Origin of the sequence: Staphylococcus condimenti (assembly GCF_001618885.1) — a bacterium.
Taxonomy (GTDB): domain Bacteria; phylum Bacillota; class Bacilli; order Staphylococcales; family Staphylococcaceae; genus Staphylococcus; species Staphylococcus condimenti.
Map to the genome: position 1 here is coordinate 312,131 of NZ_CP015114.1, position 13,340 is coordinate 325,470.

Sequence of the window (13,340 nt, forward strand, 5' to 3'; positions counted from 1 at the left end):
AAATAAGGACACCTCCTACGTTTATTATTGTAGGAGGTGATTTTTTATGAAAAGACTTTTAGATACAATTCTGACAGATGCTATTTCTAAAAATGTTTCTGACATTCATTTTATTCCTATCGAAAAAGAAGTTTTAATTAAGTTCAGAATTCATGATGAGCTGATAAATTATGACAACATAGAGATTCTGACATATTCAAAGTTACTTACATTTATGAAATTTCAAGCAGGTCTCGATGTGTCTAATTATCATCAAGCGCAAAGTGGACAGACTACTTTTAAGCATCAAAAATTGTTTAATTTACGTATTTCAACATTACCGCTATCTTTAGGAATTGAGAGTTGTGTCATACGACTTTCTCCACAATATTTCTATCAAGATGGTAATTGTGATGGACCAAAACATTTCTATCATCTAATGAATAAAAAACAAGGACTTATTTTATTTACAGGTCCAACTGGATCTGGAAAAAGCACTATGATGTATGAAATGGTTTCATTTGCTTTGAAAAATTTACACCTAAATATTATTACTGTTGAGGATCCGGTTGAAAAAAGGATTTCAGGTATTACTCAAATTTCAGTAAACGAAAAAGCAGGTATTGATTATGAAAATTCATTCAAAGCTATATTGCGTTGTGATCCCGATATAATTCTCATCGGAGAAATAAGGGATGCTCATATTGCAAAATGTGTAATTCAAGCAGCATTAAGCGGACATTTGGTACTATCCACTTTGCATTCAAATGATTGTGAAGGTGCTTTATTGAGGTTATTAGAAATGGGTATATCTCCTCAAGAAGCACAACAATCCATTGCTCTAATTTCAAATCAACGTCTCGTAACTAATCAGCATGGAAGCAGAGAATTGGCTTATGAAACGATGTATCAGTCTGATATTCAATATTTCTTCAAACATGACCACACAATGCCTAAGCATTTTATGAAGTTAAGCAAAGTGTTAACTCAAATGAGTGAAGAAGGTGTTATCTGTGAAGAAGTACTTAAAAGATATACTTAACTTTTCTATAATTCCTAATAAAAAGCTAAGTGCAAAAGAACAACTTACATTATTATATCGATTAAATATTTTATTGAATCATGGTTTTACTTTGATAGAATGTTTTATATTCTTAAATATGCACATTCAATATAAACAAAAAGAAACGAGCAAGGAAATTATCCAACTTCTTAATCAGGGAGCAACTTGTTACTCTATACTCAAATATTTAAAGTTTCCTCAAACAATTATCATGCAAATTTATTTTTCTGAAAAATATGGTGTACTCACAGAAAATTTACAGGATGGATTTCATTTTTTAAAAAGAAAAATTGAAACAAAGCAAAGATTTATTAAGACAATTCAATACCCTTTGATTTTAGTTATGATTTTTATGACTATGCTATTTGGAATTAATCACTTTATACTCCCCGAATTCCAACAAATTTATACCACAATGGACATTCAACTATCTCCAACTTTAAATTTTTTAAATGAATTTATTAAACACTTCCCACATATCATTTTAATATTTATTGCTACTTGCTCCTCATTATTAATGATGATTTGTTTTATATACTACAAATTGTCTATTAGACAAAGACTAAAATTTATACTTAAAATACCTATTATAAATACGTATTTTAAGTTATTCAAAACATACCAAATAGCTAATGAACTCTCCTTATTTTTTCGAAATGGTATTATGTTACAACAGATTTCAAAAATATATATTAATCAAAGTGTTGATCCATTTCTTAAATATATTGGCGAATTTACAGTCAACAATATAGAAAACGGGATGAGACTTCCAGAAATATTTAAAAGATTAAGTTGCTTTCAAAATGAACTTATTCAATTCATTGAACAAGGTGAAAAAAGTGGCAAACTTGAAATAGAACTTAATATTTACAGCCAAATTTTATTGAGCCAAATTGAAACTAAAATAAATAAGCAAATCAAGTTAATTCAACCAATTATATTTTTACTATTAGGATTGCTTATAGTTTCTCTATATCTTGTTATTATGTTGCCTATGTTTGACATGATGCAATCTATTAAATAATTTGAAAGGAACCAAACATGAAAAAATATTACTTATTATTTAAAAATAAAAACTTAAAAGCTTTTACATTGTTAGAAATGTTGCTCGTATTGTTGGTTATCAGTGTATTATTAATTTTGATTATACCTAACATTGCTAAGCAATCTGAACATGTTCAATCTACAGGTTGTGAGGCACAGCAAAAAATGGTGAATAGTCAAATAGAAGCCTTTACACTTAAAAATAACCAAAAGCCCAATTCTATCGATGAACTTGTAACACAAGGTTATCTAAAGGAAGGGCAAAAGAAATGTAAATCTGGAGAAAGTATAACAATTAAAAATGGTGAAGCTTCAATTAGCTAGAAAATATAGTGGTTTTACGATGTTAGAAACATTATTAGTTCTTTCTTTGGTAAGTTTATTTACTCTATTAAGCGTTTCTGCGCTTAATGGTTCTCAATACATTAATATACAAAGTGAATCGAAAGCAAAACACCTTGCATCGCAAATTATATATTTAAAATCAAAGGCAATTAAGGATCAAAATAGTATTACACTCTTATTTAACCGCGGAAGCAATGAAGTAAAGGTGGTTGAAGATAGAAAAAACCTAGCTTTTATTCGATTAGAAAACGGAATAATAAAAGACAATCATAATATGAATATTGTAACCATTAATAAAAATGGACAATTAAATCGATTTGGATCTATTTACATTAAATTTGATCAAACATTATTCCGATTTATTTTTCATATTGAAAAGGGTAGTTTGCGAATTGAAAAACAAAAAGCTTAAGGCATCCTTTTTGTTAGATGCTTTTACTTCTTTTGGTTTGGTGATCACATTAATTTTACTATTTTTTCCTTTTATCATAAATCAACATCAGCAATATCGAAATGAATTAGATATTGCAGAAATGAACCGTATTATTCTTATCTCGTTAAATCGATTTAAGTATGATGAGTTAAAGGAAGGAGTTGAAATAGCAAACTTTTCTGTTAAATATAATTATGAAAAGATTTGTGCTTTTGATAAAAAAACTAAAAAAAGACATTGCATACAAAAATAATAGATTTAATGCTTTCACGTTAATAGAAATGTTGTTTTCTTTCAGTATATTTTGCATAGTACTTAGTTTAATACCGCCTCTATTTCAAACAGTGACTGTATTGAATAAACAAGTAAATGATACTTCACTCATAAATTTTGAATTTTTTGCTCAAGATATTACTAGAGAACTTAACGACATCCCAATAAAAAATATTACCGTAGAAAACAATCATCTAGTTGTTAAACACGAAGATGAACTCACTAACTATACTTTTACGAAAGAAAAGATATATAAAACTATCGATGGAAAAGGAAATATTACTTTACTTCAAAATCTTAAAGATTTTAAAATCGCAAAAATAAACAATAAATACATTATGGTGGATATAATTTTAATTGAAGACAATCAAGAATATTATAAAACGCTCTTTATATAGACTAAACGGATATATTTTACCTTTCACTACAATAGTTTTCATGTTGATTGTTTTAATAATCACTTCCTATAGCATTCAATTTGGATTAAAATTAAAGACAATACACAATTTAAATTTGTATTACACTGAGAAAGTACAAAGTCTCATCAGTAAAGGTGATATACATGAAAAAACAAATCAAAAAGAATGAACCGCTTATTTTTATAGGTTTTATGGGAACTGGAAAATCAACACTAGCTGAATACATTGCTTATCACGAAAATAAAACTTTTGCAGATTTAGATAAAGTTATTGAGGAAGCAGTTGGAAAAAGTATCCCTTTAATTTTTAAAGAAGATGGCGAAAGTCAATTTCGTGAATTAGAAGGTCAATATTTATACGAATCGTTAGAAAAATACGATATAATATCGACAGGCGGTGGTATTGTTGAAAGTGCTTCCGCTATGAATACTTTATCAAATTTAAACAATATAATTTGGTTAGATACAGATATCGAAATTATTTATAATCGAATAAAAAATGATAATAATCGACCGAACGCTTCAAATAAAGCATTTGATGATTTAAAAAGGTTGTATTTATCTAGGCTTTCACGATATAATGAAATCGCATTCAGTAGAATCGATACAAATATCGATATTAATATTTTGTATCAAAATCTGATGAAAATTTTAAATGCGGATGATCAGTATTGGAGAGCATAAGTTTTGGCTAATTTATGAGGAATTCGTTTTGCAGTAAATTGTCAGAATTTATCGCCGAAGGGGCAAGATAATTGTTCGAATCTCTCAGGCAAAAGGATAATACTGTGACGCGTTCCTGAAGGTAACTACAGGGTAGCAATTTTATTTGCTATCCTGTTTTTAATATTTAATCACATATAGGGGGTTGCAAGATGTCAAATGATTTAAAAAAGACACCACTTTATAATCGTTTCGTTGAGAGCAATGCTAAAATTGTTGAATTCGGTGGATGGGCAATGCCAGTTCAATTTTCTAGCATCAAAGAAGAACATAACGCAGTTAGGGAAGTTATGGGAATATTTGATGTTAGTCACATGGGCGAAGTTTTAATTGAAGGTAAAGATGCTGCCGATTTCATTCAATACATTCTTTCAAATGATACTGATCAACTTACTGATGGCAAAGCTCAATATACTGCTTTATGTAATGAAAAAGGTGGTATTATTGATGACCTGATTACTTATAAATTAGATGATCATAAATATTTATTAGTAGTTAATGCAGCTAATACAGAAAAAGATTTTGAATGGATTAACTCACATTCTAAAAACTTCGATGTGAAAGTTGAAAATGTATCTGATCAATATGGTCAATTAGCCGTTCAAGGTCCTGAAGCACGCGACTATGTGGGTAGTTTAGTCGATGTAGATGTCACTGATATGAAACCTTTTGATTTCAAAAAGGATGTTACAATTTTCGGGAAAAATATCATTTTATCTCAATCAGGTTATACAGGTGAAGATGGTTTTGAAATCTATTGTGATTCTAAAGATGTAGTTGATATTTTGGACGGTCTATTAGAAAATGAAAAACTTGTACCTGCTGGTTTAGGTGCAAGAGATACATTACGTTTAGAAGCAGGCCTTCCTTTACACGGGCAAGATTTATCTGAAGATATCACACCATATGAAGGTGGCATTGCATTTGCTGCAAAACCATTAATTGATGCTGATTTCATTGGAAAAGAAGTTTTAAAAGAACAAAAAGAAAATGGATCAGAGGAACGTACTATTGGTTTAGAAATGTTAGATAAAGGCATTCCTAGAACTGGATATGATGTACTTGATCTTGATGGAAATAAAATAGGTGAAGTAACATCTGGTACTCAATCTCCTGCAACTGGAAAAGGAATTGCATTAGCAATTATTAAGCGTGATGAGTTTGAAATGGGCCGCGAATTACTTGTACAAATCAGAAAAAGACAAGTTAAAGCTAAAATAGTTAAGAAAAATCAAATTAGTAAATAATTAGTAAAGGGGTGGCAGTGGTGAGTCATCGATATATACCGTTAACTGAAAAAGACAAACAAGAAATGTTAGAAACAATTGGAGCTAACTCTATTGAAGAATTATTTGGAGATGTTCCTAAAGAAATTCTGCTTGATAGGGAATTAGATATTCCAAATGGAGAAGATGAAACAACTCTATTTAAAAGATTAAGTCGTATTGCTAATAAAAATATAACAAAAGAAGATCATACTTCATTCTTAGGAGCAGGAGTTTATGATCATTATACTCCAGCAGTAGTAGATGCAATGATTTCACGTTCAGAGTTTTATACTGCATATACACCTTATCAACCAGAAATCTCACAAGGCGAACTGCAAGCTATTTTTGAGTTCCAAACTTTAATTTGTGAACTAACTGGTATGGATGTAGCAAACTCTTCTATGTATGATGGAATAACTGCTTTTGCTGAAGCTTGTATTTTAGCTTTCAGTCAAACTAAAAAGAACAAAATTGTTGTATCAAAAGGGTTACATTATCAAGCATTACAAGTTCTACACACATATTCAAAAATCAGAAATGACTATGAAATTGTAGAAGTTGATTTAGATGGAACAATCACTGATTTAGAAAAATTGGAAAATGCAATTGATGATGAAACAGCCGCAGTTGCTGTACAGTACCCAAATTTCTATGGTTCTATAGAAGATTTAGAAAAAATCAAATCATTAATCAAAAATAAAAAAACATTATTTATTGTATATACAAACCCGCTTTCACTTGGTTTATTAACACCTCCAGGAGAGTTTGGTGCTGATATCGTAGTAGGCGACACACAACCATTTGGTATCCCAGCACAATTTGGTGGACCACATTGTGGATTCTTTGCCACAACTAAAAAATTAATGCGTAAGGTACCAGGGCGCCTAGTAGGACAAACAGAAGATGATCATGGAAATCGTGGCTTTGTTTTAACTTTACAAGCAAGGGAACAACATATCCGTCGCGACAAAGCAACATCTAACATTTGTTCTAATCAGGCACTTAATGCACTTGCTTCTTCTATCGCAATGTCGGCTTTAGGCAAACAAGGTCTTCAAGACATTGCTGTACAAAACTTTGAAAATGCCAATTATGCGAAAAATCAATTTAAAGATGCAGGAATTGAAGTATTACCAGGCACTTCTTTCAATGAATTTGTCATTAAATTAGATAAACCAGTTAAAGAAGTAAATGATAAATTGTTATCAGAAGGTATTATTGGCGGCTTTGATTTAAGTGAAGTAAACGAAGAATTAGGACAAGCAATGCTAATTGCTGTTACTGAATTAAGAACAAAAGATGAAATTGATACTTTTGTAAAGAAAGTAGGTGAAATTAATGGTTAGTAAATCAAGCCCATTAATTTTCGAACGTTCTAGAGCAGGAAGATATGCATATTCTTTACCAAAAAAAGAAATTGATAACAATGCTGTTGAAGAGTTATTAGACGAAAAATTTATTCGTAAAAATAAAGCAGAGTTTCCTGAAGTTGCTGAATTAGATTTAGTTAGACATTATACTGAACTTTCAAACAAAAACTTTGGTGTAGATTCTGGTTTTTACCCCCTAGGCTCATGTACGATGAAATATAATCCGAAAATAAATGAGAAAGTAGCTCGTATTGCAGGTTTCGCAGAATCTCATCCATTGCAAGAGGAATCTCAAGTTCAGGGCTCTTTAGAAATTATTCATAGTTTACAAGAAGAATTGAAAGAAATCACTGGTATGGATGAAGTGACACTACAACCAGCTGCAGGTGCACATGGTGAATGGACTGCACTCATGATTTTTAAAGCCTATCATGAAAAAAATGGTGAAGGACACCGTGACGAGGTTATTGTTCCTGATTCAGCTCATGGTACTAATCCAGCATCAGCAGCATTTGCTGGCTTCAAAGCTGTAACAGTTAAATCAGACGAAAATGGCGAGGTAGACGTTGAAGACTTGAAACGTTTAGTCAATGAAAATACTGCTGCAATAATGCTAACAAATCCTAATACATTAGGAATTTTTGAACACAATATCATGGAAATTGGTAAAATTGTCCATGATGCTGGTGGTTTATTGTATTATGACGGCGCCAATTTAAATGCGATTATGGACAAAGTTCGTCCAGGAGATATGGGCTTTGATGCGGTTCATTTAAACTTGCATAAAACATTCACTGGTCCACATGGTGGAGGTGGACCTGGTTCTGGACCCGTTGGAGTTAAGAAAGAATTAGCTAGTTTCTTACCAAAACCAATGGTTATAAAAGATGGAGATACGTATCGATATGATAATGATATTGAAAATTCAATCGGTCGCGTTAAACCATTCTATGGTAACTTCGGTATTTACTTACGTGCTTATACTTATATTCGCACAATGGGCAATAGTGGACTGAAAGAAGTTTCTGAAGCAGCAGTACTTAATGCAAATTATATTAAAGCCCGTTTAAAAGATGCATTCGAAATCCCTTATTCTCAGTACTGTAAACATGAATTCGTATTAAGTGGTTCAAAACAGAAAAAAGAAGGTGTGCGTACGTTAGACATGGCCAAACGTCTTCTTGATTTTGGAGTTCATCCTCCTACAATTTATTTCCCACTTAATGTTGAAGAGGGTATGATGATTGAACCAACAGAAACAGAATCTAAAGAAACATTAGATTACTTCTGTGATGCTATGATTCAAATTGCTAATGAAGCAAAAGAGGATCCAGACAAAGTTCTTGAAGCTCCTCATAATACTATTATCGATAGATTGGATGAAACAAAAGCAGCACGTCATCCAGTATTGAAATTTGATAATCTTCATGAAGAAAAAGAATAAAAGCACTAAACCCCTTGTCTTTTTAAAAATAGGCAAGGGGTTTTATATGCAAAAAACAGCAATTATCTTTTAAAGATATTGCTGTTAACAGGTTTTGCTGTATATTATTTTTTTGCTTTAACTTTACCAGTCCATTTTTTATAGCCGCCTTTAAGCATATAGATATCTGTATATCCATTTTTCTTTAAAATACGTGCGGCACGATAGCTTGCAACACCGTTAGCATCAACTAGATAAATCGGTTGATCTTTTCTCAAACCTTTGTATCGCTGGCTAAACAAAGTCATTGGAATATTTCTTGCTCCAATAATATGACCATAATCATAATCAACTTTTTCTCTTACATCAATAACTTGAGCTTTACGTAGTCCATTATGAAATTCATCCTGATTCAATTCAGTAACAGCTCTTCGGTTGATAAAAAACTGGATTAACATATATAAAGCGATAATAATTAAAACAGCTAAAATGATAAACCAAAAGTTACTCATTTTGCTTCCTCCCTAATTTACCGATACTATAATTATAAGACTGTTTCATGCAATTATCAAAATGTTTTTCTCGAACAATATAAGTCTTTTTTATTTATATGAGTAATGAATGAACGAATATTAATTTAATATGTTAATATACATACAGAACAGTTAATTCAAGGTGATTGGAGATTTTTAAATTGAAAGAAACATGGAATTTTATAAATTCAGGTAGCCATGATCCATATTATAATATGGCAATGGACGAAGCGTTACTTAATTTTGTTTCACGAGGTGAAATCGATCCTGTAATTCGATTTTATACTTGGGACCCAGCAACTTTATCAATCGGCTATTTTCAAAGATTAAAAAAAGAAATTGATATTGATAAAGTAAATGAAAAGGGCTACGGACTTGTTAGAAGACAAACAGGAGGTAGAGGGGTTCTGCACGATAAGGAACTAACATATAGTGTGATAGTGTCAGAATCTCATCCAAATATGCCTAAAACTGTTACTGAGGCATATAGGGTAATCTCACAAGGATTACTCGAAGGGTTTAAAGAACTTGGCTTCGAAACTTATTTTGCAATTCCAAGAAGCAAAGAAGAACGAGAAAAATTAAAACAACCTCGCAGTTCTGTTTGTTTTGATGCGCCAAGTTGGTACGAACTTGTTGTAGAAGGTCGAAAAATAGCAGGAAGTGCACAAACAAGACAAAAAGGCGTTATTTTGCAACATGGTTCTATTTTAAAGGATATAGATGTTGATGACTTGTTTGATATGTTTATTTTTAAAAACGAACGTTTAAAAGATAAAATGAAAACTGCTTTCACGGATAAAGCTGTTGCAATAAATGATATTTCGGAATCAGAGATTACCTTAAAACAAATGGAAGATGCATTTGAAAAGGGGTTCCAAAAAGGATTAAACATAAATTTTAAACCTTTGATATTAACAGAAGCTCAAAAAGCAGAAATCAAAAAATTAGAAGAAAAATACAAATCTGATGAATGGACATATAGAAAATAAAAATATAGCTTGCGTTGTTTTTATCTAAACATCGCAAGCTATACTTTTATCTATTACGCCATTTATATCTCCAACGCGCTTTTTTATATTTTCTTTGATCTTCAGTTAAAAGAAAAAGAAATAAACTAAATAAGCAATACCTGCTAATATTGCTAAGCTGATTACCATTCTAACTAATGAAAACAAAATTGCATCTAAATTTATAATTAAACCTATCAATGCAACAAGTAAAATTGAATAAAACAATCCTTTTTTTATCATATTGTCATTTCACCTCTTTAAAACTATTGATTTAGGGTTGAGGGTTTTTCACATTTATTTGTGAAAGTTGATTTTGACCTTGGTTAATTTTTTTCTTATCTTTTTCTGAATAACCATCCCGAATAGATTTAAATGAATTAACCAATTTGTTATTTAAGTTTTGGATGTCCTTATCCTCAGCTTTATCTGATTCTGACATTTCTCCTTGCTCACGGTCTAACTTGTATTTATCATGAGCACTTTGTAAATCTGTTACTGTTTTATCTAATTTACTTACAATTTTTTCATTACGCTTATTTTTTTCAACATCTGCTTCTACATTATGATAATCATTTAATGTCTGAGTAATTTGTTGATAGTATTTTGAAGAAGCATTTGCAGATTTTGTTTTCAAATCATTTTTCGCTGCTGCTTTGGTATTTTCCTTATCAGCTTTTAATGATTTTTCTTTTTCCTTTAAATCACTAATTTTTTGATTTAATTCTTGATTATCTAATTTAAGTTGATGATTTTTTTCTCTAAGCTTAGTTGTTTTATGTTCTAAGGGGCCTAAATTTTGACTCCCGCAACCAGCTAAAAGTATAGATGCTCCAAGCACAGTAGTTAACACTTTTTTCATAACAATCTTCCAATCCCTAAGCAATAATTATATTAATATACTATCATATTCACCGAGCAGAATCTTATTAAAGCCATTTAAAGATGAGAATCAAAAGAATATAGCTAATAATTTGGAATATTCAACCCATAAACTTATAGTTCAGTACGTGTTTATGATAAACTTTAGTCATAATATAAAAAATATTCATAAATCAGAAAATTATCGTTGTTTATTACATAGGGGGAATCAAAATGTCAAAAGTTGATAAGTTAAGATATCTTTTTTCAGAAAAAAATTTAGATGCGATTATTGTACTCTCTGATTACAATCGTAGATATATATCGGGGTTCACAGGCACAAGCGGTGCATTAGTTATTACTCCAATAAATAATTATTTAGTCACAGATTTTCGATATATTGACCAAGCCTCAGATCAAGCTCCTGACTTTGAAATTATCAAACGTTCAAAAGGATTAGTACCAGAAGTTATTGAAGTGTTAAAACAATTAGATGTTCAAAAGGTCGGTTTTGAAGGCCATTTAGTTAGTTATGATACTTATACTGAATTAAATCAAGACAATGTTTCATTCGAAAGTATTTCAGATGCTATTGAAGATATTAGAGCTATAAAAGATCAAGAAGAAATCAACACTATTAAAAAAGCTGCTGAGATAGTTGATAAAACTTATGAGTATATTCTATCTATTGCAAAAGTGGGTATGACTGAACAAGAGTTAAAGGCTGAATTAGAAAGCAAAATGTTACGTCTAGGAGCTAGCGGTCCATCTTTTGATACTATTGTTGCTTCCGGCTATCGCGGCGCACTACCACATGGAGTTGCAAGTGACAAAAAAATAGAAGAAGGTGATATGATTACGCTAGATTTTGGTGCTTATTATAATGGTTATGTTTCAGATATTACTCGCACATTTGCTATTGGACAACCTGATCCAAAATTGATAGAAATATATAATATTGTATTAGAAGCTCAACAAACCGCTGTAAATAAAATTAAAGCAGGTATGACTGGAGAAGAAGCTGATGCAATTGCACGGGATATCATCGAAAATTATGGCTATGGTGAATATTTCGGCCATTCAACTGGTCACGGTATCGGACTTGAAATCCATGAAAAGCCTATGCTTGCTAAAACTGCTAAAACAAAATTAGTACCAAATAATTGTGTAACAGTAGAACCGGGTATTTATATAGAAGGATTAGGCGGTGTAAGAATTGAGGATGATATAATAATTACTGAAAATGGAAATGAAGTCTTTACTAAATGCACAAAAGACCTTATTATTTTATAATGAAAGCGTATATGAGGAGGAAACTGAATGATTTCGGTTAATGATTTTAAAACAGGTTTAACAATTTCAGTAGACAATGGCATTTGGAAAGTCATCGACTTCCAACATGTAAAACCAGGTAAAGGTTCAGCGTTCGTACGTTCAAAATTACGTAATTTACGTACAGGAGCAATCCAAGAAAAAACTTTCCGTGCTGGAGAAAAAGTAGAACCAGCAATGATTGAAAATCGTCGCATGCAATATTTATATGCCGATGGAGATATGCATGTATTTATGGACAATCAAACTTTTGAACAAACTGAACTTCCTGGAGATTATCTTGAAGATGAGTTAAAATTCTTAAAAGCTAATATGGAAGTACAAATTCAAACATATGAAGGCGAAACAATCGGTGTAGAATTACCTAAAACTGTTGAATTAACAGTAACTGAAACAGAACCTGGTGTTAAAGGTGATACTGCTACTGGCGCAACAAAATCTGCAACGGTAGAAACAGGATATACTTTAAATGTGCCTCTTTTTGTAAATGAAGGAGATGTACTTGTCATCAACACTGGCGATGGCAGCTATGTTTCAAGAGCTTAATACCATATTAAATTAATTAACCTTTCTTTGATTAAATATCAGTTTTCAAGCAAGTTGTGAAAAGATTATGTTATAATTTTATTCGCACTTATTATTGATATTTAAGAAAAGAGGGGTTTTTCTTATAATAAAATCAATAATATTTATAAAAAGGACTCTGTGCAATGTTACATTGATATGCTTGAATTGGGGTTTTCACTCAAGTAAAATGTACAGGAAGAGTAAAAACAATCTGAAGGAGCAGTATTATGAACTTTAAAGAAATTAAAGAGTTAATCGAAATCTTAGATAACTCGAACCTTACTGAAATTAATATAGAAGACAATAAAGGAAGTATTATTAATTTAAAGAAAGAAAAAGAAAGAGAAATTATTACACCTCAGATTTCATCACAACCAGTCCCAACACAAGCTGCGCCACCAGCCACTTCCCAAAATGAGATTACTGAAAGCAATAGTGCATCTTCTTCAGTAGAAGAAGACAGTGGTAAAACAATAAATGCTCCTATGGTTGGAACATTTTATAAATCTCCATCGCCTGAAGAAGGTGCTTATGTTCAAGTAGGAGATACAGTATCAAATGATACAACAGTTTGTATTTTAGAGGCTATGAAGTTATTTAATGAAATTCAAGCTGAAATCTCTGGGGAAATTACTGAAATATTAGTCGAAGACGGACAAATGGTAGAGTATGGCCAACCGTTATTTAAGGTGAAGTAA

At 31.1% G+C, this 13,340-nt stretch carries 16 protein-coding genes, 1 pseudogene and 1 riboswitch; of the genes and pseudogenes, 14 read left to right on the plus strand and 3 right to left on the minus strand.

All coding sequences use genetic code 11. The features are described from left to right. Positions 1-46 precede the first annotated feature (46 nt). The 10 genes from comGA to gcvPB all read left to right on the plus strand — a co-directional run bounded on the left by comGA (position 47) and on the right by gcvPB (position 8,360). Positions 47-1,021: a competence type IV pilus ATPase ComGA gene (gene comGA / locus A4G25_RS01635; protein ID WP_047130994.1), complete on the plus strand. Its 975-nt coding sequence runs from the start codon at positions 47-49 to the stop codon at positions 1,019-1,021. Continuing rightward, positions 993-2,066 (plus strand): competence type IV pilus assembly protein ComGB, encoded by a 1,074-nt coding sequence (gene comGB / locus A4G25_RS01640; protein WP_047130995.1) that lies wholly within the window; start codon positions 993-995, stop codon positions 2,064-2,066. The genes comGA and comGB overlap by 29 nt, the downstream gene beginning before the upstream one ends. A 17-nt stretch (positions 2,067-2,083) precedes the next feature. Then, a complete protein-coding gene (gene comGC / locus A4G25_RS01645; protein WP_047130996.1) occupies positions 2,084-2,410 on the plus strand; it encodes a competence type IV pilus major pilin ComGC in 327 nt (108 codons plus the stop codon). 19 nt (positions 2,411-2,429) lie between these two features. Further along, complete coding sequence (locus A4G25_RS01650) at positions 2,430-2,843, plus strand: prepilin-type cleavage/methylation domain-containing protein (RefSeq protein ID WP_232011920.1); 414 nt, start codon at positions 2,430-2,432, stop codon at positions 2,841-2,843. Further along, positions 2,824-3,117, plus strand: coding sequence for a hypothetical protein (locus A4G25_RS13035; RefSeq protein ID WP_047130998.1), 294 nt, complete (start codon positions 2,824-2,826; stop codon positions 3,115-3,117). Before A4G25_RS01650 ends, A4G25_RS13035 begins: the two co-directional genes overlap by 20 nt. A 28-nt stretch (positions 3,118-3,145) precedes the next feature. After that, the gene (locus A4G25_RS01660) at positions 3,146-3,535 is read left to right on the plus strand and encodes a ComGF family competence protein (RefSeq protein ID WP_257722037.1); all 390 of its coding nucleotides are present in this window, start codon (positions 3,146-3,148) and stop codon (positions 3,533-3,535) included. Between the two features lie 164 nt (positions 3,536-3,699). Then, positions 3,700-4,239 carry a shikimate kinase gene (locus A4G25_RS01665; protein ID WP_152650907.1) on the plus strand — a complete coding sequence of 180 codons (540 nt, stop codon included), beginning with the start codon at positions 3,700-3,702 and terminating at the stop codon, positions 4,237-4,239. Next, positions 4,217-4,349, plus strand: a riboswitch (glycine riboswitch). It overlaps the preceding gene by 23 nt. A gap of 81 nt (positions 4,350-4,430) precedes the next feature. Continuing rightward, positions 4,431-5,525, plus strand: a complete 1,095-nt coding sequence (gcvT, locus tag A4G25_RS01670; protein ID WP_047131000.1) for a glycine cleavage system aminomethyltransferase GcvT — start codon at positions 4,431-4,433, stop codon at positions 5,523-5,525. Positions 5,526-5,545: 20 nt separating this feature from the next. Next, positions 5,546-6,892 (plus strand): aminomethyl-transferring glycine dehydrogenase subunit GcvPA, encoded by a 1,347-nt coding sequence (gene gcvPA, locus A4G25_RS01675; protein ID WP_047131001.1) that lies wholly within the window; start codon positions 5,546-5,548, stop codon positions 6,890-6,892. Beyond that, positions 6,885-8,360 carry an aminomethyl-transferring glycine dehydrogenase subunit GcvPB gene (gene gcvPB / locus A4G25_RS01680; RefSeq protein WP_047131002.1) on the plus strand — a complete coding sequence of 492 codons (1,476 nt, stop codon included), beginning with the start codon at positions 6,885-6,887 and terminating at the stop codon, positions 8,358-8,360. The genes gcvPA and gcvPB overlap by 8 nt, the downstream gene beginning before the upstream one ends. Positions 8,361-8,464: 104 nt before the next feature. Here gcvPB and A4G25_RS01685 read toward each other — a convergent pair whose 3' ends face one another. Continuing rightward, positions 8,465-8,851 carry a rhodanese-like domain-containing protein gene (locus A4G25_RS01685; protein WP_047131003.1) on the minus strand — a complete coding sequence of 129 codons (387 nt, stop codon included), beginning with the start codon at positions 8,849-8,851 and terminating at the stop codon, positions 8,465-8,467. 182 nt (positions 8,852-9,033) lie between these two features. On the opposite strand from A4G25_RS01685, the gene A4G25_RS01690 reads away from it, so the two are divergent. Further along, positions 9,034-9,864: a lipoate--protein ligase family protein gene (locus tag A4G25_RS01690; RefSeq protein WP_047131004.1), complete on the plus strand. Its 831-nt coding sequence runs from the start codon at positions 9,034-9,036 to the stop codon at positions 9,862-9,864. Between the two features lie 46 nt (positions 9,865-9,910). On the opposite strand, the pseudogene A4G25_RS01695 reads toward A4G25_RS01690, so the two are convergent. Then, positions 9,911-10,122, minus strand: a pseudogene (locus tag A4G25_RS01695) (SA1362 family protein). Between the two features lie 34 nt (positions 10,123-10,156). After that, entirely contained in the window at positions 10,157-10,744 is a 588-nt protein-coding gene (locus A4G25_RS01700; protein ID WP_047131005.1) for a putative periplasmic lipoprotein, read from the minus strand. 233 nt (positions 10,745-10,977) lie between these two features. Here A4G25_RS01700 and A4G25_RS01705 point away from each other — a divergent pair, with 233 nt between their 5' ends. From A4G25_RS01705 to accB, 3 genes are all read left to right on the plus strand, one after another. Continuing rightward, entirely contained in the window at positions 10,978-12,036 is a 1,059-nt protein-coding gene (locus A4G25_RS01705; protein ID WP_047131006.1) for a M24 family metallopeptidase, read from the plus strand. Positions 12,037-12,063: 27 nt separating this feature from the next. Next, a complete protein-coding gene (gene efp / locus A4G25_RS01710; protein ID WP_047131007.1) occupies positions 12,064-12,621 on the plus strand; it encodes an elongation factor P in 558 nt (185 codons plus the stop codon). 248 nt (positions 12,622-12,869) lie between these two features. After that, complete coding sequence (gene accB / locus A4G25_RS01715) at positions 12,870-13,340, plus strand: acetyl-CoA carboxylase biotin carboxyl carrier protein (protein WP_047131008.1); 471 nt, start codon at positions 12,870-12,872, stop codon at positions 13,338-13,340.